Source organism: Mucilaginibacter sp. cycad4 (genome assembly GCF_034263275.1).
Lineage (GTDB): Bacteria > Bacteroidota > Bacteroidia > Sphingobacteriales > Sphingobacteriaceae > Mucilaginibacter.
This window is the reverse complement of the sequence record NZ_CP139559.1, coordinates 4,826,410-4,852,909: the sequence shown is the minus strand read 5'-3', so window position 1 is coordinate 4,852,909 and position 26,500 is coordinate 4,826,410. Positions and strand designations below refer to the sequence as shown.

The window sequence follows — 26,500 nt, the reverse complement described above, 5'->3', positions numbered from 1 at the left end:
AGATATGAGATGTTAGATGTGAGATTTGAGAATTCCTCGAATCTTACATTTGGCAGATTAAATTAGATATAGAGAGGAGTAGGAGTATTTGAGATTTATCTCAAATCTCATATCTCAAATCTCACATCTCAATAAAGAATGGCTAATTTAAAAGAAGTAAGAAACAGGATCAAATCTGTATCATCAACCCAGCAGATAACCAAGGCTATGAAAATGGTTTCGGCTGCTAAGTTGAAACGTGCTACCAACGCTATTATTCAGCTGCGCCCTTACGCAAGTAAGTTAAAGGACCTGCTGGCTAATTTATCTGCAAGTTTGGAGGATAATACTTCTCCTTACCTTCAGGAGCGTGAGCCTGTGCGTGTATTGGTGGTTGTGGTATCATCAAACCGTGGTTTGGCCGGTGCTTTTAACGCTAACGTTATTAAAACTGCCAATAACCTGATTGCCGAAAAATATCCTAAACAGCTTGCTGCGGGTAACGTTTCGATTGTTGCTATCGGTAAAAAAAGCCAGGAATTTTATCAAAGGCGCAAGTACAATGTAATTGGTAATAATAACGACCTGTACCTTGACCTTAACTTTGAAAATACTTCAAAAATTACTGAGGCTATTATGCAAGGTTTTGTTAACGGCGATTACGACCGTGTAGAACTGGTGTATAACCATTTCCGTAACGCGGCTGTGCAGTACCTTGTTACTGAACAATTGTTGCCTGTACCAAAAGCTGAGAAAAAAGAAGAGGTTAAGGCAGCTAACGTTGATTACATTCTGGAGCCATCACAACAGGAAATTGTTGAGCAACTGATCCCTAAAAATATCAAGATCCAACTATACCGCGCTGTGTTGGATTCAAATGCATCTGAACATGGTGCCCGTATGACAGCGATGGATAAAGCAACCGAAAATGCCGGTGAACTTTTGAAATCATTGAAACTATCATACAACCAGGCCCGTCAGGCAGCTATCACTACCGAGCTTACCGAGATCGTGAGTGGTGCAGCAGCCCTTTCAGGCGGCAATTAAGTTTAAAATACTTTTATATAGAAAAGGCTTTCCGGGAGGAGGGCCTTTTTTGTTGGGGGGATTTATTAATGTCTGTGGTCGCTTAACGATTATAATTAGGCTAATAAGGATACTTACCTTCGCGTTTAAGTTGTTCTTTGTATTCTTCTAAAAGTTGTTGATCTCTGCCAGCATTTTTGTATGCATCAGGGTCATTTAGATATTTTTCTATATTAAAGTTAGGTGATGAAAAAGTCATTACTTCGTAATGCCTATCAATTAAAAGACTATGTAAATTGATCACTGCATTTACAAATAATTCTCGTGACGTAAAATCTCGTAATGTCTTTCCTTGAGGTAATTTCGCATTAAAGCTTTTACAGATATCAGATACTTTAGGCTCCATAAATGAAAATTTAAAATGAAAATTATGGGCAAATTTGTTTCGAATATTCTTAATCATATTCAATTCATGCTTTTCATCTTTTGTGATATATCCAAGAACGTAACATATATTTATTCGTGCGCTAAAAGTATTCAAACCTCCATTTGCCCCTTCGAGCATATTATCAGTTACTTCGTCCTTTCTTAGTAATTCTGATAAAATCTCTTTAAGCTTAACTTCAAAAAAGGTGGCGGCAAAAATAGAAGCTCCTCTATCTGATTCTTCATTTAGTTCGGTAATGAAATTATCATATCGCTTTTGATTCTCAACGTGCAATTCTCTTGTGAGCTTCTCAAGTTCATCTTTATTCATCGTGGCGGTTGTTTGAAATTACTCTAGATTATGCTCTTCGCCCTTTAAAAACGTCCCGTCTGCTTTGGCAAGTATTAAGTCATAAATCATGTTTCCAAAGAACGCAGGATAGAAAAGGCCGTAGATTAATTTATCAATTTTAATAGCGAAATTTGGGTGCTTTTTTATGATCATTGATAATGTTGGGTCTGCTCTAAGTTACGACTATTATCAATATGCCCAATGGCTTCAGCTTACTATATCATTCTGCCTTTACCAAGCTCACTCAGTTTAATTCTGGTTAACCCTTCGTTTTCGCCCATTAATCAAACTAACTACAGCATACGGTAAAATCACAAAAACTGGTCGAAGTTTAGCTCATTTACTGGTTGAAGTTTAGCGATAGCGTAACTTCGACCTAAACTGTAGTAAGCATTTTGCTTGCGAAATATTGTTGCATTAGGTTTTAGATGATTAGTTTAAATTCTATTGTCGCCTATAAAGTTAAGCTGAAAGCTTAACGCAGTTTAGGAGCCCTTTCAGGCGGTAACTAAGTTTAAAATACTTTTATATAGAAAAGGCTTTCCGGGAGGAGAGCCTTTTTTGTTGTCTGAACCTTGATTATTAGACACTGGTCGAAGTTTAGCGATAGCGTAACTTCGTCCTAAAATGAAGCAAGCATTCTGCTTGCGAAACCAATTACCTAAATCTATATTCGTATCAATTGGCCACAAATACATTTTCTATGAACATGATCAACTTTACTTTGTAAGCTTTGCCACGGTAAACTGGATAGACGTTTTTGTGCGACGAATTTACTGCGACATCGTAGTTGATAGCCTTAAATATTGCATAGAAAATAAAGGACTGGAATTATATGCCTGGTGTATCATGTCGAGCCATGTTCATTTGATTATTAGCACAGAAAGAGGTAATTTATCTGATATCTTACGCGATTTGAAAAGGCACACATCCAAAACAATTTTGAAAGCCATTGCAGAAAACATTCAGGAGAGTAGGCGCGATTGGTTATTATGGATGTTTGAGCGCGCCGGGAAACGTAATGCCAACAATGAGCAATATCAATTTTGGCAGCAAAATAATCATCCCGTGGAATTGTCAACGCACCAAATGCTCATACAACGGTTGGATTATCTGCACAATAATCCGGTTGAATCGGGTGCAGTTGAATATCCGCCTGAATATTTGTATAGCAGTGCTAAGGATTACTATTTGGATCGGGGTGGCTTATTGCCGGTTATTTGGTTAAGCTGAAAGCTTAACCGGTTTTAGGACGAAGTTACGCTGCGCTAAACTTCGACCAGTGTGGATGTTAGGCCTGGCTAATGCTTGGGTATTCATTGCCTTGTTGATGGCTTTATGGATGCTGTACCGCTATTACAAGCGTAAACACCCGGTTTGGTTCGCCGGCGGCATAAAATCATAAAAACTTTGTCGCTTTTTCGGTAAACATTTCTATTTTTGCGCAAACATTAAAAATCGGTACCATGGAATCAATGGAAAATGCTAACGCAGAAGGTCACTACAAATTATTAACTGTAGCTATTATTATCGGTATAGTAGGTGTTTACCTGCGTTTTGCCGGCGATGCCAATTCAGGCTTCATGTACACTTCTATCTCGAATGTTATCATGATCATTGGTATCCTGATTGCTTTGAAATGCGTTTTCTCAATCATGAAGTAATCCCGCAACAGGGAAATTGATATAAAAAAGCGCCTTCATTTTGAAGACGCTTTTTTTGTGCCTTTATTTGGGGTGATATCCCGAGTCATTCAGGAGCTTTTGGGCATCCTTATCGGCCATCAGTTGAGGCAGCGTAACGTCAGGGTGCTTATCCATATATTTTCTTACTATTTGCCAGCCTGTCCAAACGGCAAGCTTTGGTGCCGATTCATTCTTTTCGCCAAGGCCGGGAGTAAAAGGAGCTTCGGTAAGGTATTTCTGAATTTTCTGGTAGTCGGTTTCGTACAGCAGGTTTTGTTCTAAAAAGTATCCCCAGATCTTACCTTCAAATTCATTGCACCATTTTAATTGTTCTGTAGTATAGCGGATCTTGGTGCTATCAGCCATATCGGGCAGCACCCTGTCCATAAAATACATGATCTTGCCGTTATAGATCATTTTATTAAGAAGTGCCTTGTCATTGTCATCTTCCGGGAACATATCCTCGCGTGCCATACCTTCAACTACCCGTGGTGTAATATTATCGGGGGTAAACCACCTGGAAATGTAATGCGGAAAGGTGTTGGTAAGTGAAGGGTAAAAACGCGAATCCGCACCCAGGAAAAGATCTATCCCTACGCCAAAATATCCATCACCAATAGCAGTTTGTGCCTGGAAGCCCGAAATATAGGCATATACCTTTGGCAGGGATTTTTGAGGGTAATAATATTTAATGTATTTAAATGCTTCCGTAAGGCTGGCATTCTGCTGGTCCATATTAGGAAAAGCAGCATCGGCATCGTGTTTCAGGTCATTATAGGCTTTGCCGGCAAATACCTGGTGTAAAGCTTTAAAATAGGTGGTATCCTTAGTCCCGCCAACCTGTAAAATGCGTTCAATAAAATCGGGATAAAAATTGCCATACTGTTTTTGCAGGTACGCAGCCTGTAAAGCCATTGGTTTGCTGCGCATGGCATCAAAGTCATGGTCGAACCGCTCAATTTTAACATCAACATTGATATTGCTTACATCAATTTTTTTGTTGCGGGTACAGCCGCTTAATATCAGGGCGATGGAAAAAATTAAGTAAATTTGCTTTGCTATATACCGGGTAGGGTTCATCTTTATCCTTTAGGCAAAAGTAATTTTATTTGCATAATGTTGCTACTATTGTTAAGTCAATAGTCGGTAGCCCTAAGTCGAAAGCCGCATTTTTTGACTTTGGACTAAAGACTTGCGGCTTAAGACTAAATATACACATACTATGAAAATCGCGTTAGCACAACTTAACTATCACGTAGGTAATTTTGAATCGAACACTAATAAAATCATCGATCATATCATCAAGGCAAAAAATCATGGCGCCGACCTGGTGGTATTTGCCGAGCTATGCGTTTGCGGTTATCCCTCACGTGATTTTTTGGAGTTTGATGAATTTATAGGCTTGTGCGATGAAGCAGCTAAAAAGATAGCCGAAGTATGTGTGGGTATAGCCTGTATCATAGGCCTGCCAACTCCTAACCATAAAACCGAAGGGAAGGACCTGAGCAACTCGGCTTATTTTATTGAAAATGGCGAGGTGAAAGCCGTAGTAAACAAGGCCCTGCTGCCTAATTACGATGTGTTTGATGAGTATCGCTATTTTGAGCCGTCGACCGAGTTTAACTGTATCGAGTTTAAAGGCAAGCGTATAGCCCTTACTATTTGTGAAGATTTGTGGAATACCATCGAGAACCCGCTGTATATTACCCGCCCAATGGATACCCTCATTCATCAGGGCCCGCATATTATGATCAATATAGCTGCGTCTCCATTTGCTTATAACCACGATGAGGAGCGTATCGAGATCCTGAGTGATAATGCCAGTCGTTATAAACTGCCTTTGCTATATGTTAACCATGTAGGAGCTCAAACCGAATTGATATTTGACGGAGGTTCGCTGATATTTGATAATACCGGCAAGCTGATTGACGAAATGCCTTATTTTGAGGAGAGCATGGCTTACTACACTCTGAATGATGATAATACATTAACTTTTGATCACCCCACAACAATAAAAACCGAGCGCCCAGGCGATATCGAACAGATTTACCAGGGGATTATCCTGGGCATTCGTGATTATTTTTATAAATCGGGCTTTAAGCAGGCAATTTTAGGCTTGTCAGGTGGCATTGATTCAGCCGTAGTATGTGCTTTGGCTGCTGAAGCCCTCGGTCCGCAAAATGTGATGGCTGTGTTGCTGCCTTCACGCTTTTCAACAGATCATTCATTGAAAGATGCGCAGGATTTGGTCGATAACCTTGGTTGCAAGCACGAAATAGTGCCCATTAAAAGCATTACCGAAGCGTTTGAAACAGCGTTAAATCCGCAGTTTGATGGCTTGCCTTTTAATATCGCGGAGGAAAACATCCAATCGCGCAGCAGGGCTGTTTTATTAATGGCAATGTGCAATAAGTTCGGATATATTTTGCTGAACACCAGCAACAAAAGCGAAGCTGCCGTAGGTTACGGTACTTTGTATGGCGATATGTGCGGCGGTCTCTCTGTTATTGGCGATGTTTACAAAACCCAGGTTTTTGAGCTTGCGCGATACATTAACCGCGATAAGGAGATCATACCGATCAATTCCATCGTTAAACCGCCATCGGCCGAGTTAAGACCCGATCAAAAAGATACCGACTCATTACCCGAATACGATGTGCTTGACAAGATCCTGGCCGAGTATATCGAAAATCGTTGCTCATCGGCCGAAATTATCAGGATGGGGTATGACGAGGCAACCGTTCGCCGGGTTATCAAGCTTACTAATTCGGCCGAGCATAAGCGTTACCAAACACCACCTATTTTAAGGGTATCGCCAAAAGCATTTGGCATGGGCCGCAGGATGCCTATTGTAGGTAAATACCTGTCGTGACAGCTAAAATTTCACTCTTTAATTGTCAAGTTTACGAATATTGTAAAGCATTGGTTGTTTTGTTTTAGTTGAGGTTGATTTTTCTTAAAATTGCCTATCTTTCAAACCAATGATCAAACTTTACACAATTATTTCTTTTGGCTTTTTGCTGTTGTTTGCAGCAGGCGGTGCTATGGCCCAACAGCCTTTGATAAGCGAAAAGAACAGGCTTCAGCTTAACGACATTTCGCAGCAATCACTCACCAGCTATAAAGCATCGCATAACAGGGCACTCTCTTTGGCTGCAACACATGGATGGACATTATCCCGCCGTACTAAAAATGGGAACCTCGTTACCCTGCAAGGGGTTAATAAATTAGGTTTCCCTGTATATCTTATTACGCATAACAATACTACCGCGGCAGCCACTACAGGTACTAATACTCTGCAGCCCGGTGGTTCATTAGGTTTGAACTTATCAGGATCATCAGATTTTTTAACCAACAAACTGGCTATATGGGATGGCGGCGCGGTTTACAAAGCGCACCAGGAATTTGCGGGTAAAACCATCACCCTAAAAACTACCGAACCGGTAAATGACCATTCATCGCATGTGGCCGGTACCATGATAGCCAAAGGTATTTACGCACCGGCCAAGGGCATGTCATTTGGGGCAACAACGCTTCAGTCATATGATTTTAATAATGACGAAGCCACCATGAGTGCCGCTGCTGCCAATCTTTTACTTTCCAATCACTCATACGGGGTAGTAACAGGTTGGGATTACAACGATTCGGCCGGCCGCTGGGAGTGGAATGGTTTACCGGGCGACACAGTAGATTATAACTTTGGTTTCTATGATTCAAAAACAGCCAACTGGGATAAAATAGCTTATACCGCCCCATATTACCTCATTGTTGAATCGGCAGGTAACGAGCGTACAAGTAATGGCCCGGCGGTAGGCGAAACCTACTACGGTTACAAAAGCAAAACCGATCAAACTTTTGTGAACAAAGGCGCGCGCCCTGCAGGGATCAGTAATAATGATAGCTATGATATTATAAGCACCAGCGGCAACGCCAAAAACATACTTACCGTAGGTGCCGTTTACCCGCTATTGTACGGGCCTAAAAACCGGAGCGATGTAGCCATCGCGCCTTTCAGCAGTTGGGGGCCAACAGATGATGGCCGTATCAAACCCGATATTGTGGGGGATGGTGTTAACGTACTTTCGGTAGGGGTTGATAATACTACCTCATACGCTACTTTATCAGGCACTTCAATGGCTGCCCCTAATGTTACAGGTTCGCTTTATTTGCTGCAGGAGTATTATGCCAAACAAAACGGAGGTACATTCATGCGGTCGGCTACATTGAAAGGCCTGGTTTGCCATACAGCTTTTGATGCCGGTAATGTCGGCCCCGATTATATTTACGGCTGGGGATTACTTAACATGACCGAAGCTGCACAAGCCATAACCAATAATGGCGGTAAAAGCATAGTAAGTGAAAAAACACTTACACAAGGCCAAACACAAACCTATAACGTAATAGCATCCGGTAACCGCTTACTTGCCGCAACCATATCATGGACAGACCCGCAAGGCACGGCAACTACCGAGGGCGTGATCAACAGCCGCACTCCTAAATTGGTGAACGATCTCGATATCAGGGTAAGCGACGGTACAACAACTTTTACTCCCTGGGTACTTGACCCGAATAAGCCTGGATTTGCTGCAACTAAAGGGGATAACATCAGGGATAATATTGAACAGGTATATATCCCTAATTCGGTTCCCGGAAGGGCTTATACCATTACGGTATCACATAAAGGAACCTTGTCATCCGGGTCACAGGCGTATTCGCTTATTGTTACCGGGGTTGGGGGGACTACTTACTGCGCTTCGGCCCTGCTGTCAAATGCCGATTCAAGGGTTGATAATTTAAAACTGGCCAATATTGATAATACCCCGGCTGCAGGCTGCACAAGCTATTCGGACTACACCAATCTTACCGTACAGCTTGAGCAGGCTAAAACGTACCCCTTGGGCATCACCCTTGGCACTTGCGGCAATAATTTTAATAAAGCTGCAAAGGTATTCATTGACTGGAATGCCAACGGTGTTTTTGAAGATAATGAACTGGCTGCAACAACCGGGATCATTAACGGAACCGGCACTTATAATACCAACATCACCGTGCCGGGAACAGTAACTGCCGGTGCTTATAGCCTGATGCGGATTGTACTTACTGAAACCGGCGATGCAGCAACCATTAAAGCCTGCGGCAGCTATGCCAAAGGCGAAACCCAGGATTACCGGGTGCAATTTTTGCAAACCAGTATTGACGCAGGCGTAATTTCAATTGTTAGCCCCGGCAGCAGCGGTTCGTGCTCGGCAAGTACGCCTGTTACGGTGAGGCTTAAAAATTTTGGCAACGCGGCCATAAACAATATCCCGGTAACAGTTACCATTACCAATGCCAATAATGTTACAACTACTTATAACGAAATCTATAAGGCATCATTGCCGGCATTGGCCGAGGATAACTTTACCTTTAGCCAGGAGTTTAACGCGATTGCCGGGGCATCCTATACCATTACTGCAACCAGTAAACTTGCCGGCGACCCGGTTAGCAGCAATAACTCGGTTACAGCCAATATCGTTGTTAATTCGCCGGCAACCATTGGCGACCTGAGTGCTTATTATTGTTCCACTACCAATCAATACGAATTATTTGGCACTGGTGATGGTACTGTATTATGGTATCAGAATGCAACTGATGAATTGCCGATAGCGGCCGGCAGTGAAGCGTTAACAACCCAGGCGCCGGTTAATAGTACTTACTATGCAGGCGTTAATGATTTTAGCGGGACAATCGGCCCTGCTGCTAAAAGCGTATTTACAGCCGGCGGCTATAACCAGTTTACCCCTTATATAACCGTAAATACTAAGGTGCCGGTATTAATTAAGAGCGCACGCCTTTACATTGGTAATTCGGGCAAAATAACATTTAATGTATCCAACGCTAACGGTCAAATAGTATCGTCAACTACTATAAATGCTGTTGCTACCCGCACAACACCGCTTGCAGGCGCACAACCCGATGATCCTAACGATCAGGGACAGGTGTATGATTTAAACCTTTCATTACCGGCCGCCGGCGATTACCAGATCTCGGTTGATTTTGCCGACCAGGCCACTATATATCGTAACAACGGCGGGGTAACAGGTTATCCGTTTAAGATCGGTAATATATTTAGCATTACCGGCAACAGCGCTACTGCAACCAATGGCGATACTACGGCTTATAAAGGTTTCTATTATTACTTTTATGATATGAAGGTGCAAAGCCTTGGTTGTGCATCTGCCACGCGTAAAGCAGTAACGTTGAGCAAGCCGCTTATTACCCAAACCAATAACATCCTTAACTCAAACTTTACCGATGGCAACCAGTGGCTGTTAAATGGCACTGTAATAAGCGGAGCTACCGCTGCAACTTATAACCCGGTACAAAGCGGAAAATACCAGGTGCAGGTTACCCTGGCCAATGGTTGTGTGGCGCAATCGGATAATTACGTTTATGCACGCGAAGGTGGGGCTGGAAATAAAAACGAAATTGGATTAAGCGTGTTCCCTGTACCGGTAAGTGCCGATTTAAACGTAGTATTTGCAGCCAAAGAAGCCACTACGATGAAACTATCCCTGGTTAATGCCTTAGGCGAAGCCGTTTACCAGGGCGGGCAGCAAAATATTGATCAGGGTAATTACAGTACTATTTTGAATGTGAGCAGGCAAACGCCGGGAGTATATGTGCTTAGGGTGTTGCTTGGCCAGAAGGTCTATTCGCAAAAAGTTATCATCACCCGTTAGGCAGGTGATGATAGCTCTTTTTATTTTTTAGAAGGTATATTTTATGCCCAGTCCGGGTGCGATATCAAAAAATGGCCCTCTTGCCAGTTCAAGTCGCGGGTTAAGGTCAAGGCTGATAGCAATTGGCGCCGTAGGAATAACATATTCCAAACCGATAACAGCATCGGCACCTATAAGGATGTGTTTGCCGTTGTAGTATTCGTCGTCGCCGCCAAAACGTTTGTAGTAGCCATTGCCTACCGAACCAAGGTGACCGCCAAAGCCGTAATAGAAGCTTAGTTTATCAACATTAAAGGCTTGCTGGTTTAATTCATATAAACCGGTTAATACCACGCCATGGTCGCGGATGCCTAAGATGCCTTCAAGCGCGGTGCCTTTATCCATAAAATATTTAATAGAGGGGCCAACTTCGTATGCGCCAAATTTTAAACCTACTGCTGTTTTATAGTCTTGAGCCTGTGAGTTTTTGCTGATAAATAAAAAGGATACGGAAAGTAATAAAAGGTACGTTAGTTTTTTCATGCAGATGAATTTAATGATTGACAATAATGTAGCTGTAACAAAAAAGTGACCAGCTTGTTTAGCTCGATTTTAAGCTTTTTTATTTCATGCAAATAAACGCCAGAATTGCCTTTTTATGGTATCAGCGTATAAAAAACATTATCCTTTAGTTTGTATTGATTTGGTTTTCAGTAGAAAAGAATGGTTTCGGATTGTTAAATTAAGTAACCAAATAAGTTATTTTAGTGAAAATTAAATCGCTGTAATGACTATAAACTACCCTAAAATAAGTAATCCGAAATGCCAGGTACTGTTTTTATCCGTAATATTTTTTGTTTTATGGGGATGCGCACCAAAGCAGCTCGGGCTCAACAATAGTGGCCAATACCGCAACGGAATGGTGGTTTGTGCATATCCTGATGCCGCGCAGGTTGGGCTTGATATATTGAAAAAGGGAGGCAATGCGGTTGATGCTGCGGTAGCGGTGCAATTTGCTTTGGCAGTCACTTTACCCGAGGCCGGGAATATAGGCGGTGGCGGTTTTATGGTTTACCGCGCCTGTGATGGTAAAACAAGCACGCTCGATTTTAGGGAAAAAGGCCCGGGTGCCGCTAATGTTAACATGTATCTTGATTCGGCCGGAAATGTGATACCCAATATGAGTTTGTATACCCACAAAGCATCAGGGGTGCCGGGATCGGTAGACGGCATGGTTGAAGCTCATCGTAAATACGGCAAACTGAAATGGGCCGATTTGGTTGAGCCTGCCATTAAACTTGCCCGCAGCGGTTTTAAAATAACCAAACATTTGGCCAGCGACCTCAATCGTACTGCCGAACAATTTAAAAAACTAAACCCGGGTAAAAATTATTTGGTAAAGGATGGGGAATGGAAGGAAGGTGATTTATTGGTACAGGAAGATCTTGCCAAAACATTTGAACAGATCCGGGATAAAGGCCGGGATGGTTTTTATGAGGGCCCGGTTGCCGATTTGATCATTGCCGAAATGAAACAGGGTGACGGCCTCATCACCAAAGCCGATCTCAAAAGCTATCATGCCGTTTGGCGTGATGCGCTCGTTGGTAAATATAAGGACTACAAGATCATCACTATGCCGCCGCCCTCAAGCGGAGGGATTGCTTTATTGCAATTGCTGAAATCGGTTGAGCCTTATCCGCTGAAACGGTGGGGCTATAACCAGGACTCTACTATCAGATTAATTGTTGAAACCGAGCGTCGGGTATATGCCGATCGCTCCAAATATCTTGGCGACCCGGATTTTTATAAAGTGCCGGTTGATAGCCTGCTCCAGCCGGCCTATATCACATCGCGTATGAAAAGCTTTAGCTGGGATGCTGCTACGCCAAGTACCAGTATCCAACCAGGCTCATTTGTTGGTTATGAAAGCGACCAGACCACGCATTACTCCATTGTGGACAGGGACGGCAATGCGGTATCCGTTACCACTACCTTGAATGACAGTTTTGGCTCAAAGATCTTTGTAGGCGGGGCGGGCTTTTTGCTGAATAATGAGATGGATGATTTTAGCTCCAAGCCAGGTGTGCCAAACATGTACGGCCTTATCGGTGGCAAAGCTAACAGCATTCAGCCCGGCAAGCGGATGTTATCGTCCATGACACCCACCATTGTTGAAAAGGACAGCAAACTGTTTATGGTGGTAGGAACCCCCGGCGGCTCAACTATTATTACCTCTGTTTTCCAAACCATACTCAACGTAATTGAATTTAACCAGAACATGCAGCAGGCTGTTGCTTCAAAACGTTTCCATAGCCAGTGGCTGCCCGACGAAGTAACTATTGAAAAGGACGGTGTTGACAGCACTACAGCCGGTAAGCTACAAAGCAAAGGATATAAGATTGTGCCCACACAATCTATTGGTCGTGTTGATGCTATTCTCAAAACCCAATGGGGCTATTACGAAGGCGGAGCTGACCCGAGAGGGGATGATACTAAATTAGGTTTTTAAGACTTAAGTTCTGAGTTTAAAGTCCTAAGTTTTAATTGGTGTCTTTTGCTTTGATTACTGTTCCAAACTTAGAATTTAAGACTTTGGGCTTAGAACTTAAATTTGCGTAATCAATAAGCATTTCTTACGTTTGGTATGCATGCATAACAATGTAAAACACCAGGAAACCATTGACTATTTTATAAAGATAGTGTGGCAAACCATGGCTAACCGTTACAACCAGCTGGTTACTGAGTTTGGCTTTACACAATCAATAGGTTACCTGCTTATTAATATCGACGAAAAGGAAGGCACCACCGTATCGCAGGCTGCTGCCTTGCTGGGGCTTAAATCAACCAGCTTGTCGCGTATGCTTAGTCAGCTGGAAACCACCGGGCTTATATATCGCGAAAGCAACGAAGGAGATAAGCGATCTGTTAAAATTTACCTCACCGCGCTGGGTAAAGAAAAGCGCCACCAGGCCCGCGTAATAGTACGGCAGTTCAATAATTACCTGGATGCCAACATCAGCGAAGCGGATAAACAACATCTCATTGAAACCCTTAAAAAGCTGAACAAGCTTACGGTTAACTATAAACCCTGATTGGTCATTTTGCTTCGCGTCATTGCGCTGCGCTGTCATTTACTCCGTGTCATTGCACTGTGCAGTCATTAAGTCATTTACTTCGCGTCATTGGGGGATTTGCCTGATGTTATGGAATGAACAACAATGACTTAATGACGTGAAATAAATGACTGCGCAGCAAAATGACATCTGTACACTTTTACTTAAAATTGAACGTTTTAGCTTCGAAATATCCCTTGTTGGGTGTTTTGGACGGGGCTTGCTTTTTATTAATTGTTAAAAAGTGTTAAGCTGCCGTTTTTCTATTTTAAAAGAATAAATTTGCCTTTTGAATTGATGAACAGGATTCTGATAGTTTTATTGCTTTTAGGCGTTATTGCAGGCGGTTGTGTCAAATCATCTGTTAGCCCGTTAGTACAATATAACAAACAAAAAGAAATTGACAGTACTATCATAGCTGATTACCTGGCTGCTAATAGCACATTGAAAGCTAAAAAGATAGACACAACGGGTGTTTATTATATAGTAAACGACGGAGAAGAAGGTACCGGCAATGTACTTTATACCAGTTCGACACAGGTTACAGTTGGGTTTACCGGTAAAATCCTAACATCAGGTTTTGTGTTTGCCCAAACGGATCAGTTTCACCCTACCTATATATTGGGGGGGGTAATAAAAGGCTGGCAGTTAGGTATCCCGCAAATCAAACCGGGAGGTAAGGTTCGGTTGCTGATCCCATCGCGTTATGCCTATGGACCATATGCGCAGGATTCGATACATTTGCCGGCAAATTCGGTACTTGATTTTCAAATTCAGCTGTATGGCGTAACCAATTAACAAAGCCTGATCAAACGGACAATATAAGCCAGTAAAGCAAAATGCTTTAGGCGGTTAAAAAGACAAATTATAATAAATGAAACAAACTATTTTTACGCTCTTAGTACTTATCTCTATAGGCCTTATATCATGCCGGAAAGACAGGAACGATCCGGACATCAAGCAATATGACGAAACCCAGATCAAGAATTACATAGCAGCAAACAGCATCACAGGTATGCTGCGTGATACAACCGACGGTGATACAACCGGTATTTACTACAAGATCCTTTCGCAAGGCCGCGGTACACCGATGGATTACTCTGATCAGATCTCATTTGTATTTACAATACGAACACTCGATGGCAAGTTTATCTCCGTTGACTCGCTTAATGCAAACCATTATTACGGTTATTTGGGCCATGTTAGCAGTTCGCTGCCCAAAGGCTTACAGATAGCTATCCACAACCTGATAAAATATAAGGGTACAGCAGCAAGGGTGATCATACCTTCACATTTGGCTTATGGCGTTAACGGTTACGGATCAGGCAGCTCAAGTAATGCCAATACCCACATCGGCGGTAACCAGAGTTTGGATTACTATATCAACGTGGTTTCAAACCAGGAGGTTTATGATGATGCTATCATTAAAAATTATATCAAAACTAAAGGACTTACCGGGTTTGTGCCTACCGCCGACGGCGTATATGTAAAAGTAGTTACCCCCGGTACAGGTGTTGGTGACGCGATTACTGACGGCTCCAATTTTACCTGTACATATTCGGGCAAATATTTAAATGATGTTGTATTTGGCAGCACCACTACAGATGGCAATACTATCTCTTCGTTCACAGTTGATGCCGGACTTAGAGTTGGGGTTAAAGAAGCATTGACCGGGCAAACTGCAGGAGCGGCTGTATCAATGATTATACCCTCAAGGTTTGGTTATGGGACTGCGGGTAGCTCACCGATAGGCTCCAATGTTGTGCTTTATTTTGATTTTACAATAGCTACAGTTACTAATTAATATTACTTAGCCAGCGCTTTTTAAACGCCCGCTAAACACCGGTCACGAGCTTTGCTGTGATCAACGATAGGTTTTGGATATTTGCTGAATTTATCAATGTTCTGGATATTATTATTTAATAATAAATAATATTTTTTTATCTTTGCTTGAAAAAAGCATGAAAAATATGAAAAAGATTTATTTATTTCTATTATTTGCCTTGATATCAGGATTATCTAACACTGTAAAGGCTCAGACAAAGGTAACTATTTACCAGTATTATAATGCAACACATCACAAGCACTTTTATACTAACAACCTAAACGAGCTTGGCCCTAATGGTAGTGGAGGGTTTGTTTATCAAGGTTCTATCGGACAGTTGTATGCGGAATTCCGGAATAGCCCTACCGATCAGACTGTTTATAGATTTGTTAATCCAAATACAGGAGCGCATTATTACACCATTCATGTTAATACATTTCCTTCAGGATTTTCATTAGAAGGCGTTCTTGGATATATATATGGTACTCCATTTGCGGCTCCTCAACGTTCAGTAAAAGAGTCTTATAGTTCAACTTATCAAGATTATTATTACTCACCTAATGACGGTGCACCTACAGGTTATATATTGAACGGTGAAGCTTTTAAAATATATTAAAAATATTACTTAGCCAGCGCATTTTTAAACGCTGCTAAACACCTGTCGCGCGCTTTGCCGTGATCAACAATGGGTTTTGGATATTTGCTGAAATCGGCATATTCCGGAACCCATTTTTTTATGTATTGAAGCCCGGGGTCGAACTTTTTGGTTTGGGCTTCCGGATTAAAGATCCTGAAGTATGGTGCAGCATCTGTACCTGACCCGGCCGCCCATTGCCAGCCTCCTACATTACTGGCCATTTCGTAATCCAGCAGTTTACGGGCAAAATAACGTTCACCCCATCGCCAGTCAATCAGCAGGTCTTTACTTAAAAAGCTTGCCACTATCATGCGCACACGGTTGTGCATAAAACCTGTTGCATTTAACTCACGCATCCCCGCATCAACAATTGGGAAACCGGTTTGGCCTTTGCACCAGGCCTCAAATTGTTTTTCATCATTTACCCAATGGATGCGATCATACTCCGGCCTGAAAGCATGATTTATAGTATGCGGAAAATGATGTAATATCATCATATAAAACTCCCGCCAGATGAGCTCATTAAGCCAGGTTTTATCATGATAACTGTAAGCTGTACCCGCCAGCTCACGGATGCTTACCGTACCAAAGCGCAAGTGCATACCAATATGTGAGGTGCCTTTAACGGCCGGAAAATCGCGCTGTTCCTTGTAGCCGTTAATTATGCTTTCGTAATCTTTATCCGGCAGAAGGGTATTGCTTTTTTCAAAGCCAAAAGATTTTAACGAGGGTATAGGTAACGCGCGGGTTTTATACAGGTTTTTTAAATACCTTTTTGTGGGGTAGGGTTTTAAATAAAACGGTTTTAGCGCACCGTGCCATTTACGCTGGTACGGCGTGTAAACAGTATAGGGTTTGCCGTCATCTTTCACCACTTCATCCTTTTCAAATATGACCTGGTCTTTATAGGTTTTGAAGGAGATGTCATGCTTCTCAAGTTTTACGCGTACCTCATTATCGCGTTTAATAGCATAGGGTTCATAGTCATGGTTGGTATAAACTTCGGCAATATTATATTCTTTGATGAGCTTATCCCAGGCATCTACGGCTTTGTGGTGTAATACCAGGAGGCTGCTACTGTGCTTATGAAGTTGGGTACTTAAGCTTTCTATGGTTTGATGAATGAACGTAACCCGGGCATCGTCTTTGTCTTCAAGTTGATCCAATATTTCTTTATCGAAAATAAAAACAGGTAAAACCGGATTGCCGCTTTTGAGGGCATGATAAAGCCCTGCATTATCATCAAGCCGCAAATCGCGGCGGAACCAGAATAACGTTACCGGTGTTTTATGATCCATATATCGCACTTAAAGCGGCCTCCAGGTTAGTAAATTTAAATTTGAACCCGGCGTTCTCAATTTTTTGTGCCGATACTTTGGTGCTGCCCAATACAATGCTGCTCATTTCACCCAATAAAAGTTTGAGCACAAAGCCCGGTACATTTGGCGCCCACAATGGTTTATGTAATTGTTTGGCCACAGCCTGGGTTAATTGCTTATTGGTAACAGGGTTTGGCGCAACCATATTATAAACACCGTCAAGGTCTTTATTCCCGATCGCTAAAAGGTACATATCCACCACGTCCTGCCAGTGGATCCAGGGCACCCATTGTTTACCGCTGCCAATGGGTGAACCAACAAATAATTTAATGGGTTGCGTGAGTGTCGGCAAGGCCCCGCCATCTTTATCCAGCACAACCCCGGTACGGAATTTCAAAACCCGCATACCCAGCTTTTCGCCCTCATCAACAGCAGCTTCCCATAATACACAGCATTGAGATATAAAGTCGTCGGTAGGTGCATTGGTTTCATACATCAGCTCATCGCCCCGGTCGCTATAATACCCAACTCCCGATGCGGAAATTACCGATGTAACCTGGTGCTGTTTACGTTTCAGCAAATCATACACCATTCCAATTGATTTTACGCGGCTATCTATCAGGTCATTTTTGCGGGCATCTGTCCACCGTTTTTCGGCAATGCCTGAGCCGGCCAGGTGCACGATGGTATCAACCCCCTCTATGCAATGCTCATCAATAATACCGTTGTTAATATCCCATATAAAGGTTTTTACCTTATCATTATTACCCGCCCTGCGGCTTAAATGACTTATGGTATAACCCTTAGCCAGTAAAGCTTTGGTAAGGTGCCCGCCTAATAATCCCGATCCGCCGGTTAATAATATACTTCGTGTCATTTTACTTTGTGTCATTATGCTACGCGTCATTTGCTTTGCGTCATTTACTTCGTGTCATTATGCTGCTGTCATGCTCAAAAATGACTTAATGATTAATGACATGAGGTAAATGATGGGCAGCACAATGATTCAATGACCTTTTTCTGTATAATTAACAATTTCCTTTGCCATGCCGTTAAATATAAACAGGTGAAAGGGCCACATGGCATACCAGTAAATGCGTCCCCACAAACCGCTGGGCCTAAAGGTAGCTACCTGGCTTAAACTTTGTTTACCGTGTCGTTCAATTATTTTAAATTCAAGCCAGGCTTCGCCGGGTAGTTTCATTTCGGCGTATAACAGCAGGCGTTTATTCTCCCGGTCGGCTAATAAAACCCGCCAAAAATCAATCACATCACCCGGACTTATATGAATATTGCTGGTGCGTCCCCTGCGTGAGCCAACACCACCGAAGATCTTATCCAGGAACCCGCGGATGTTCCAGATCCAGTCCCAGTAATACCAGCCACGGTTACCGCCTATGGAGAGTACGTTGGTGAACACTTCAGCAGCCGGGCGTTCAAAGGGCATTTTTACCTTATATTCCTGGGTGCCGTTCTGAGGTACTTTGATCTGGTCCATAAAGCCCGGATTAAGATAGCCCTGGTTAAAAGCATCTTTCCAGCTTGACACAATGGAGTTTTGCTCGATCTTGACAAAGGCAAGCTCAAGGCATTCTTTATAAGTCAGGCACTTTCGCGGTACTACATTATCAATGCTATGATCGTGCATTATAGTTTCGTTCTTCATGCTGTTCACCAGGCTTTGGGCAAGGGTATAGCTTGTTGAGGTAACAAAGTACAGCCAGTATGATGATATTTTGGGTGACAGGAAAGGTATGGTAATCATATACCTTTTCAGCTTACGTACCTTGGCATAGGTAAGCATCATTTGTTTAAAAGAAAGAATATCGGGCCCGCCTATATCAAAAGTTTTATTGAACGATTTTTCGATCAGCATTACCCCTTCCAGGTAGCCCAGCACATCGCGGATGCCAATTGGCTGGCATTTGGTGTTCACCCAGCGCGGTACTGTCATAACCGGAAGTTTTTCGGTAAGATCGCGAATGATCTCGAACGAGGCGCTGCCCGAACCAATGATAATTGCTGCCCGCAAAACAGTTAATGCTGCTTTGCCTTCTTTCAGCACATCCTCCACATGCCGTCGCGATTCCAGATGGCGCGAGAGGTTGCCGTCGTTGGTTATCCCGCTTAAAAATATGGTTTGTTTGCAGCTGGTTTTATCAAGAGCCCGTACAAAGTTATGCGCGGAAAGGGCTTCGAGCGCGGCAAAATCCTGCGTTTGCGCCATGGAATGCACCAGGTAATAGGCTGCATCAAGATCTTCGGGAAATGCTTCTATATTTGATTCTTTAAGCAGATCGCCCGTAATGAGGGTGACCTGTCCGCTAAAATCGCTGTGCTCATGGAAACGCCGTTTATCACGTACCAGGCAAACTACGTCATGGCCTTTCTCCAGCAAAACCGGGATAAGCCTCGTACCAATATAGCCGTTTGCACCAGCAAGTAAAACCTTCATGCTTAGTGAAACAACAAAAAAGGCAGGCGGTTTTAAACAACCGGGCCTGCCTTATAATATGTTTGTAAAATGTTAACGCTATATATTTACGCTGTCAACTACCACCACTTTACTGCATAGCGGTTTGGCATATTCTTCGGCAAAGATGATGTGGGTAGGGTCAACCTGGTAAGCCTCCTGGGCTTTGGGCGAATCAAATAAGATCAATAGTGATAAATCATATGAACGGTCGATCACATCGCGGTTGGTATCGGCTGGCACGCCGATATGTATATCGCGGATGTACGGAATAGGGAGGAGGATGTTAAGCCCTTCAATCAGTTTATCTTTATCGGCTTTGTTTTTTAACCAAAAATGTACGTGGTGGACGAATGTGTTTTGTAGTATTGGCATGGAGGTCAGTATTGTTATATTATAAAATCTTTAAACACCTTTATTAGCTAATTCATAAGCTTCTAAAGGAGCTAGATCATTGTAAATTAATCCAATTATCCCTGGAAGGGAATTGTCCATAACTATTATATTAAACTTTATTAGGTTGTCAACCATTTCCAAATCAGGTTGAATCTTATTATATACCAAACTGGTTTTATATCTAATCTCCCCTGTTTCAAAATCCAACTCGAAATTACCTAAATATTGATCAAAATTTAATCGTGTCAATAATTCAGCCATTTGAATCTTTTTGTTGTCCGGGCAATCACTTCCAACTATCGACAGGAAGATAAATCCACCGTGTGTCTCATCGTTAAAATAACCGGCATGGCACTCAAAACTTCCATTTTCACCATTAATAGTAATATTTAATTTAGTTTCGTCATCTACATACGAGTACTTCCAGTTCTGTTGCTCGAAATATGATTTAAGTAATTCAAGCATGTTTTTTAAGATTAAATTTAGATTTCTTTATACTTGTTACTGCGGCCACATCATATTTGCTTTTATGAGAATCATTAACCGATAAAAATATAAGTCTGAAAGAATCGCTATTCAACGTTTTTTCAATTAAAGTTCTACTTTTTTTTCTGTTATCCACTCGAGTTCGGGTTCGATGGCTATTTATTAAAAAAACGGATGCGTTAGATAAATAAATATTTTCTTGCTTCTTGTTCAGAAGGAATAGCACTATCTTATCAAAACTTGGGCAATCCGCTTTATCAAAATAATCATTTTTATTAGGATAGTATTTATCCGGTACAGTTTCCAAATGGTTGATCTTATAGTTGTTTATATTGTTATTAGCTATATCGGTAAAGTAATATGTACCTCTAACTGCATTTTGAAACAATTGGAGATAGGTTATGCGTTTCTGTATAAACTCTAAAATGTCCTTTGATCTTATTTGGAAAATGATCCATCTATTATATTGTTCTATTCTGTCGACCCAGTCGAATAAATATAAATAGCCGTTTCTTACATCTTCAAATAATGATAGTACTGGACCATCTAAATTTACAAGATCCCCAATTCTTATCAAGGAATTATTTAAGTTGCTATGACTATAATATTGTGTTAATTGTGCCATCTTCTGCAAAAATATTTATTCTGCTTTCAATTTTATTTGCGAGGTCAATTCCTGTATACTCGTGAAAAGTAAAATGACCATTCGTTGAATTAGGTTCATCTCCTAACCCATCATTCTCAATTTTGATAATAGCAATTTGAGTGCCTTTATCATTTTTAAAAATTTCTTTTAAAGAATCTCTTTTTTGTTTGTTATACAATAATCTATATCTATTTAAAGCGTTTTCAGGTGTATCGAAAAAAGAAAGACCATATCCCATGCAAAGCTTGTCAGAGTCGTCTAATAACCTTTGGGGTGGTTCCGTGATTAAATTTACTGGTTTAAAATCATTTTCGTTTCCATCTAAACTAACCCATCGGCTATAATTTCCCGAAATTTCTTTAAATGCGCTGGACGGGCAATCCGAATAATTATCTAAAAACTGTTTGTATTTAAGTATTTTATTTAACATTTACCTTTGGCATTCCTTTTATTTTGCTTAAATATAAGAAAATCTATTATAATCGATAAGATCCTTGGACTGCCAACTGTTTAATATTCCAGCATCACATGCGGCTTAAAAGTATCCGTTTTAACCTCGGCCTTCAGCTCGTGCAAGATATTATATAAACCAAAGTTTGTACGGTTTACATAAATAAAGTGCTTTACGCCGCGGGCCTGTTTAAACTCCGGCATTTTAGAAATACGCTCACCAAAGCCATACAACTGATCAAAAAACGCTGTCTGGCTAAAATCAAAGATATCGGTAATATACGGCAGGGCGAACAGGCTGATCATCTCTTTATACTGGGTATAATAAAATTCGATCTGCGACGGGGTATCACCCTTGTGGATCATATCCAGCTGACGGAATGCCTTAATGGTTTCTTCCTTATTATCCAGTAAATTAGTTGAAGTAAGGGAGAAGAATGGATAATAAAAATCTTCGGGCATTTCCTTAATACAGCCAAAATCAATAACGCCCAGTTTGCCTTCTGGCGTAATCATGAAATTGCCGGGATGCGGGTCGGCATGTACAGCGCGGAGCTCATGTTGCTGAAAGTTGTAGAAATCCCATAAGGCCTGGCCTATTTGATTGCGCAATTCCTGCGATGGATTGGTGGCTAAAAACTCTTTCAGGTGTTTGCCTTCCAGCCAGTCCATCGTAATGATACGCTTGCTGCTTAGCTCCGGGTAATATTTAGGGAAAATAACATTATTAAGATTGGCACAGGCATTGGAAAACTCAACAGAGCGGCGAACTTCCAGCTCATAGTCGGTTTCTTCCAGCAGACGCTCTTCAACCTCTTTCATGTATACATCCAGCTCTTTTTCGCTCATGCCCAGCATCCTGAAGGCAAAAGGCTTTACCAGTTTCAGGTCAGACGAGATTGAATCGCCTACACCAGGGTACTGGATCTTAACAGCAAGCTTTTTGCCGTTTAATTCCGCCTGGTGAACCTGACCTATTGATGCCGCATTGGTTGAACGGATATTGAACTTGTCAAAAATCTGATCCGGGTTTTTACCGAAATACTTTCTGAATGTTTGCACAATAAGCGGCCCTGAAAGCGGCGGCGCATTGTATTGCGATTGGGTGAATTTATCAACATAAGCCTGCGGCAGCAGGTTTTTATCCATGCTGAGCATTTGCGCTACCTTGAGAGCGCTGCCTTTAAGTTCACTTAATGATTGATAAATATCAGCAGCATTATCCTCGTTCAACTCCGATTTATCCAGATCAGGGTTGAATAGCTTTTTGGAGTAATGCTTAATATAGTTGCCGCCAATTTTAATGCCTGTTTTTACAAATTTGGCCGACCGCTGTACTTTAGTAGTAGGTATGCTATTTTGTTCAGGAGCCCCCTCTAAATCTCCCCCGGAAGGGGAGATTTTATCTTTATCTGTCATAATCTTAAAATCCCATCTTATCTTTTATCCCGCCGTTCTGTACCAAAAACTTCCCGTACTCAAAAAGGTTGTCGATAGGCGAACGCTGGAAAAGATCAAAGGTTACATTAATGCCTTTTTCAATAGCCTCATCAGTTTTTTCAAAGCCTGCCGAATTATCGTTGATCCAGAAGTTAAGCACAAATACGAACTGGATCCATAAAGCATCTTTATATTTTTTGGAGAAGTATTTACGGTCGCTTAGTTCTGTGCTTTCAATTCCTTCCTTCAAAATCTCATCTGCAAAGCCCTCAAAAATGTCCTTCAGCGGGCTGAATACCCTGGGTGTTGTAAAACCTTTAGGTTGCTTTTTGATGCTGTAAACCGCAAAGCTGCGGCTGCTTTTCAGCAGCTCAAAAAAGCCGTAAAAAAATGATAAAGCTTTTTCGCGCGCTGTGTAGCCTTCCCAAACTTCCTGGGCGCGGATCTCGGCCAGTGTTTTGGTTGCAAAACCAGCCCAGATGCCCTGTTCAACCGCCTCAAATGAGCCATAGAACTGGTAAAATTCGGCCTCGCTCATTTCATTTTGTTTAGCGAAGATATAAACCGATTTAGGCTGCTCGCCTTCGGTCAACACATAATCAATATACGCGTTCTGGATGCTTTCGATAGTTGCCATGTTGATTGGGATTTAATATGCTTCACCTAAATCCTCTCCAGGGGAGAGGTCTTTTGAATTGATAATTAATGCTAAACAGCCTCATCTAAATTTTTTACTCCCTCTCCAAAGGAGAGGGCCGGGGGAAGTTTACAAAAACTGCTCCATCACCTGTTGCAGCTGCCTGGCCTGCACCACACCGCTTTGGCGCCATTTGCTTTGCCCTTTTTGAAAAATCATAAGCGTAGGTACGCTTTGTATGCGGTAAGCACTGGCTGCTGCAGGGTTTTTGTCGATATCTATTTTGATGATCTTTACCCTATCACCTAACGCTGTTTTAACATCGTGCAGTATAGGCGGCATCATTTTGCAAGGCCCGCACCACTCGGCCGAAAAATCGACCAGCACCGGTGTTTCTGATGCTATTATTTCCTGGAAATTTGCCATAAGTATTTTTGCTAAAGTTCATGGTTCATGGATGATAGTTCATAGTTTTCAGGTTGTTGCTACCGAAGTCTGTTAATTACTATTAATCATTACTATGAACTATGATCCATGAACTAAACGCTACTCAAATTTAACCATTAACTCGTTTAAAGGTTTAGTGTATTAATGATGAACCCTCATCTATGAGTTATATTTACTTTATGCAAACAAAACTGAGCACTTACCTATTCCTGGTGTTCCTTGTACTGCCTTTTGCGGGTTTAGCCCAGGATGCTGTTATACCGCTTTGGCCAAACGGAACGCCGGGCTTTGAAAACCGCCGCAACGAGCCCGAACAAGCTAAGGATTATTGGGTTAAAAATATTCACAACCCATCACTTACTGTTTTCCTGCCGCCGAAGGGTAAAGCCAGTGGCGCCGCGGTGGTGATATGCCCCGGCGGCGGCCATCGCTTGCTGGTATACACCGCCGAGGGTGTTGATCCTGCCAAATACCTTAACACTTTGGGCGTTACGGTTTTTGTGCTGAAATATCGTTTGGGCAGGGATACGCTGTCGCCATACAAAATTGATGTACATGCCAGGCAGGATGGCTATAGGGCCATGCGGCTGGTACGCAGTAAAGCAGCCGAATATGGATTGGATACAAACCGCATAGGGATGATGGGTTTTTCGGCAGGCGGCGAGGTGGTTGATATGGTTGCTTATGGCGAGGGTAAAGGGAACCCGGGAGCTCCCGATCCGGTCGACAGGTTAAATGCCCGCCCCTCGTTTTTGATCCAGATTTATCCGGGCCCGCTTTATATTCCCGATAAATTATCCCATGATGCCCCGCCGGTGTTTTTGTTAGCCGCGAATGATGATGTCTGCTGTTCGCCATCGGTAGTAAAACTATTGCAGTGTTACCGCGAAGCAAAAATACCGGTTGAGGTGCATATTTACACCCAGGGCGATCACGGCTTTAATATGGGTTACCGTTCAAAGCTGCAAAGCATTAGCACCTGGCCCCAGCGTATGGCCGACTGGCTGAGCGATAATAATTACCTGCACCCTGCACCCGCTAAAAGGATGAAACTTCATTAGGTACACGCAGAAAATAGAATTATAAAAAAGAGAGGCATATGCATGACTTAACAGCATAGCCTCTTCTTTTAACAATAGCCCTTATTGTACCCCTACGTTCGGGACTAATGTATCTTGTAACAGCTTTCGGTAAAAGCTGTGCGTTTTGATGCGGCGTAAACTACGCGGTTATGCAGCTGATAGCCACTGATGATGCTTTTCATCATCCGCTCCAGGATTACGCCTGTCTGGTTATCAATTACGTATACGCCGTTGGTATTGCTATTGGTATAACCGCCGGTAATTGCGCTTTCAAAAACAACTGTGATTGTTTTGTCAGTAAGTTTATCTACCCAAAAAGTGTTTTTAGTTTTTTGTCCGTTCACAGTTGTTGAATCGACCCAGGTATAGCCGGGTTTAAGCGATTGGGTTACTACAAAATCGGCCAGCAACCCAAGGGTTGTGCCTTTTGCAATTTGCTCCTGCTGCAAACCGGTAAAGGCTGTCAGTGTATCATTTGTAAATTGAAGCGCCGGATCGGTAACATCAGTTACGATTCCATTTTTATTGATGCTTACCGAAGCCACTTTACCGGCAATGTTGTTTAAGGCCTTTGCTATTACCGAGCTGTCATTAGCTGGCCTGTCTGAACTATACTCCAATTTTTTGCCCATGGCATCAACCGTATCGGCAATATGTTTAGTGGTAACTGCAAGGTTAAAGCCCTGGCCTGTAGCGTCAATAACATCATACACTTTGGTAGTTGATGAAAAGCTGTTGATGTTAAATTGTTGATCGCCGCGCTGCAGTACGGTGTTTGAACTTAAAAAGGCAGTGCGCTGAAACTGATCGCCTTTTTTAAAGGTAAATGTGCGGTGGGCCGTTTGCGCGTTGCTTAAAGCAGATATGCCCGTAAGCAGTACGGCTAAAATGGTCTTAAGCTTTGATATTTGTGGTTTCATGTAATTTTAGTTTAAATGAGGACAAGTTTTTTAATCCACGGCAGTTAAATTTAACTGCCATGGATTGATCCTGATTAATGCAACGGTTTTAAACCCGGTATCGGCGGCACCGGCGGTATTGGAGGTACCGGCGGAATAGGCGGCACTGGTGGTATCGGTGGTACCGGCGGAATAGGCGGCACCGGTGCTATCGGTGGTACTGGTGGAATAGGCGGCACCGGTGGTATTGGAGGTACCGGCGGAATAGGCGGCACCGGCGGTATCGGTGGTACTGGTGGAATAGGCGGCACCGGCGTTATCGGCGGCACCGGCGGTATTGGTGGTACCGGTGGAATTGGCGGCACTGGTGGTATCGGTGGTACCGGAGGAATAGGTGGCACTGGTGGTATCGGCGGTACTGGCGGAATTGGCGGCGGTACATTCCAATCCGATTGATTGTTTCTGCCTTGTGCAGAGGCCC

The 26,500-nt window shown here is 42.4% G+C and carries 26 protein-coding genes; 11 read left to right on the top strand and 15 right to left on the bottom strand.

Going from position 1 to position 26,500, the window contains the following annotated elements:
• Positions 1 to 138: 138 nt before the first annotated feature.
• The gene (gene atpG, locus SNE26_RS19575) at positions 139 to 1,026 is read left to right on the top strand and encodes an ATP synthase F1 subunit gamma (RefSeq protein WP_321555589.1); all 888 of its coding nucleotides are present in this window, start codon (positions 139 to 141) and stop codon (positions 1,024 to 1,026) included.
• Positions 1,027 to 1,126: 100 nt separating this feature from the next.
• On the opposite strand, the gene SNE26_RS19570 is transcribed toward atpG, so the two are convergent.
• Positions 1,127 to 1,762: a hypothetical protein gene (locus SNE26_RS19570; RefSeq protein ID WP_321555588.1), complete on the bottom strand. Its 636-nt coding sequence runs from the start codon at positions 1,760 to 1,762 to the stop codon at positions 1,127 to 1,129.
• Between the two features lie 648 nt (positions 1,763 to 2,410).
• Here SNE26_RS19570 and SNE26_RS19565 point away from each other — a divergent pair.
• Positions 2,411 to 3,016, top strand: a complete 606-nt coding sequence (locus tag SNE26_RS19565; RefSeq protein WP_321555587.1) for a transposase — start codon at positions 2,411 to 2,413, stop codon at positions 3,014 to 3,016.
• A gap of 233 nt (positions 3,017 to 3,249) precedes the next feature.
• Positions 3,250 to 3,447, top strand: coding sequence for a hypothetical protein (locus tag SNE26_RS19560; RefSeq protein ID WP_321555586.1), 198 nt, complete (start codon positions 3,250 to 3,252; stop codon positions 3,445 to 3,447).
• Between the two features lie 63 nt (positions 3,448 to 3,510).
• On the opposite strand, the gene gldB is transcribed toward SNE26_RS19560, so the two are convergent.
• Positions 3,511 to 4,548, bottom strand: coding sequence for a gliding motility lipoprotein GldB (gene gldB, locus SNE26_RS19555; RefSeq protein ID WP_321555585.1), 1,038 nt, complete (start codon positions 4,546 to 4,548; stop codon positions 3,511 to 3,513).
• Positions 4,549 to 4,690: 142 nt separating this feature from the next.
• Here gldB and SNE26_RS19550 point away from each other — a divergent pair, with 142 nt between their 5' ends.
• Positions 4,691 to 6,340 carry an NAD+ synthase gene (locus SNE26_RS19550; RefSeq protein WP_321555584.1) on the top strand — a complete coding sequence of 550 codons (1,650 nt, stop codon included), beginning with the start codon at positions 4,691 to 4,693 and terminating at the stop codon, positions 6,338 to 6,340.
• A 109-nt stretch (positions 6,341 to 6,449) separates the two neighbouring features.
• Positions 6,450 to 10,190 (top strand): S8 family serine peptidase, encoded by a 3,741-nt coding sequence (locus tag SNE26_RS19545; RefSeq protein WP_321555583.1) that lies wholly within the window; start codon positions 6,450 to 6,452, stop codon positions 10,188 to 10,190.
• Between the two features lie 27 nt (positions 10,191 to 10,217).
• Here the strand turns inward: SNE26_RS19545 and SNE26_RS19540 are convergent, their stop codons facing one another.
• Positions 10,218 to 10,712, bottom strand: a complete 495-nt coding sequence (locus tag SNE26_RS19540; protein WP_321555582.1) for a hypothetical protein — start codon at positions 10,710 to 10,712, stop codon at positions 10,218 to 10,220.
• Between the two features lie 244 nt (positions 10,713 to 10,956).
• On the opposite strand from SNE26_RS19540, the gene ggt reads away from it, so the two are divergent.
• From ggt to SNE26_RS19515, 5 genes are all read left to right on the top strand, one after another.
• Positions 10,957 to 12,678 (top strand): gamma-glutamyltransferase, encoded by a 1,722-nt coding sequence (gene ggt / locus SNE26_RS19535; protein ID WP_321555581.1) that lies wholly within the window; start codon positions 10,957 to 10,959, stop codon positions 12,676 to 12,678.
• A 139-nt stretch (positions 12,679 to 12,817) separates the two neighbouring features.
• Positions 12,818 to 13,261: a MarR family winged helix-turn-helix transcriptional regulator gene (locus SNE26_RS19530; protein ID WP_090530294.1), complete on the top strand. Its 444-nt coding sequence runs from the start codon at positions 12,818 to 12,820 to the stop codon at positions 13,259 to 13,261.
• 318 nt (positions 13,262 to 13,579) lie between these two features.
• Entirely contained in the window at positions 13,580 to 14,080 is a 501-nt protein-coding gene (locus SNE26_RS19525; RefSeq protein ID WP_321555580.1) for an FKBP-type peptidyl-prolyl cis-trans isomerase, read from the top strand.
• Between the two features lie 76 nt (positions 14,081 to 14,156).
• Entirely contained in the window at positions 14,157 to 15,086 is a 930-nt protein-coding gene (locus SNE26_RS19520; RefSeq protein ID WP_321555579.1) for an FKBP-type peptidyl-prolyl cis-trans isomerase, read from the top strand.
• Positions 15,087 to 15,252: 166 nt separating this feature from the next.
• Positions 15,253 to 15,723 (top strand): hypothetical protein, encoded by a 471-nt coding sequence (locus tag SNE26_RS19515; RefSeq protein WP_321555578.1) that lies wholly within the window; start codon positions 15,253 to 15,255, stop codon positions 15,721 to 15,723.
• Positions 15,724 to 15,728: 5 nt separating this feature from the next.
• Here SNE26_RS19515 and SNE26_RS19510 read toward each other — a convergent pair whose 3' ends face one another.
• The 10 genes from SNE26_RS19510 to trxA form a co-directional block, all read right to left on the bottom strand.
• Complete coding sequence (locus SNE26_RS19510) at positions 15,729 to 17,042, bottom strand: deoxyribodipyrimidine photo-lyase (protein WP_321555577.1); 1,314 nt, start codon at positions 17,040 to 17,042, stop codon at positions 15,729 to 15,731.
• Positions 17,032 to 17,940, bottom strand: a complete 909-nt coding sequence (locus SNE26_RS19505) for a TIGR01777 family oxidoreductase (RefSeq protein WP_321555576.1) — start codon at positions 17,938 to 17,940, stop codon at positions 17,032 to 17,034. Before SNE26_RS19505 ends, SNE26_RS19510 begins: the two co-directional genes overlap by 11 nt.
• A gap of 129 nt (positions 17,941 to 18,069) precedes the next feature.
• Positions 18,070 to 19,518 (bottom strand): SDR family oxidoreductase, encoded by a 1,449-nt coding sequence (locus SNE26_RS19500; RefSeq protein ID WP_321555575.1) that lies wholly within the window; start codon positions 19,516 to 19,518, stop codon positions 18,070 to 18,072.
• A 78-nt stretch (positions 19,519 to 19,596) separates the two neighbouring features.
• Positions 19,597 to 19,911, bottom strand: a complete 315-nt coding sequence (locus tag SNE26_RS19495; RefSeq protein WP_321555574.1) for a Dabb family protein — start codon at positions 19,909 to 19,911, stop codon at positions 19,597 to 19,599.
• A 30-nt stretch (positions 19,912 to 19,941) separates the two neighbouring features.
• Positions 19,942 to 20,397, bottom strand: a complete 456-nt coding sequence (locus tag SNE26_RS19490) for a YbjN domain-containing protein (protein ID WP_321555573.1) — start codon at positions 20,395 to 20,397, stop codon at positions 19,942 to 19,944.
• Entirely contained in the window at positions 20,390 to 21,043 is a 654-nt protein-coding gene (locus tag SNE26_RS19485; RefSeq protein ID WP_321555572.1) for a hypothetical protein, read from the bottom strand. The genes SNE26_RS19490 and SNE26_RS19485 overlap by 8 nt, the downstream gene beginning before the upstream one ends.
• Positions 21,018 to 21,494 (bottom strand): hypothetical protein, encoded by a 477-nt coding sequence (locus SNE26_RS19480; protein ID WP_321555571.1) that lies wholly within the window; start codon positions 21,492 to 21,494, stop codon positions 21,018 to 21,020. Before SNE26_RS19480 ends, SNE26_RS19485 begins: the two co-directional genes overlap by 26 nt.
• 80 nt (positions 21,495 to 21,574) lie before the next feature.
• Complete coding sequence (locus SNE26_RS19475) at positions 21,575 to 22,933, bottom strand: AarF/ABC1/UbiB kinase family protein (RefSeq protein ID WP_321555570.1); 1,359 nt, start codon at positions 22,931 to 22,933, stop codon at positions 21,575 to 21,577.
• Between the two features lie 4 nt (positions 22,934 to 22,937).
• A complete protein-coding gene (locus SNE26_RS19470) occupies positions 22,938 to 23,591 on the bottom strand; it encodes a TetR family transcriptional regulator C-terminal domain-containing protein (RefSeq protein WP_321555569.1) in 654 nt (217 codons plus the stop codon).
• Positions 23,592 to 23,720: 129 nt separating this feature from the next.
• On the bottom strand, positions 23,721 to 24,017 hold the full coding sequence (gene trxA, locus SNE26_RS19465; RefSeq protein WP_321555568.1) for a thioredoxin: 297 nt from the start codon (positions 24,015 to 24,017) through the stop codon (positions 23,721 to 23,723).
• A 200-nt stretch (positions 24,018 to 24,217) separates the two neighbouring features.
• Here trxA and SNE26_RS19460 point away from each other — a divergent pair, with 200 nt between their 5' ends.
• Entirely contained in the window at positions 24,218 to 25,099 is an 882-nt protein-coding gene (locus SNE26_RS19460) for an alpha/beta hydrolase (protein ID WP_321555567.1), read from the top strand.
• A gap of 104 nt (positions 25,100 to 25,203) precedes the next feature.
• Here the strand turns inward: SNE26_RS19460 and SNE26_RS19455 are convergent, their stop codons facing one another.
• Positions 25,204 to 26,040, bottom strand: a complete 837-nt coding sequence (locus SNE26_RS19455) for a DUF6263 family protein (protein ID WP_321555566.1) — start codon at positions 26,038 to 26,040, stop codon at positions 25,204 to 25,206.
• Positions 26,041 to 26,070: 30 nt separating this feature from the next.
• Positions 26,071 to 26,466, bottom strand: a complete 396-nt coding sequence (locus SNE26_RS19450) for a hypothetical protein (protein ID WP_321555565.1) — start codon at positions 26,464 to 26,466, stop codon at positions 26,071 to 26,073.
• Positions 26,467 to 26,500: the final 34 nt, after the last annotated feature.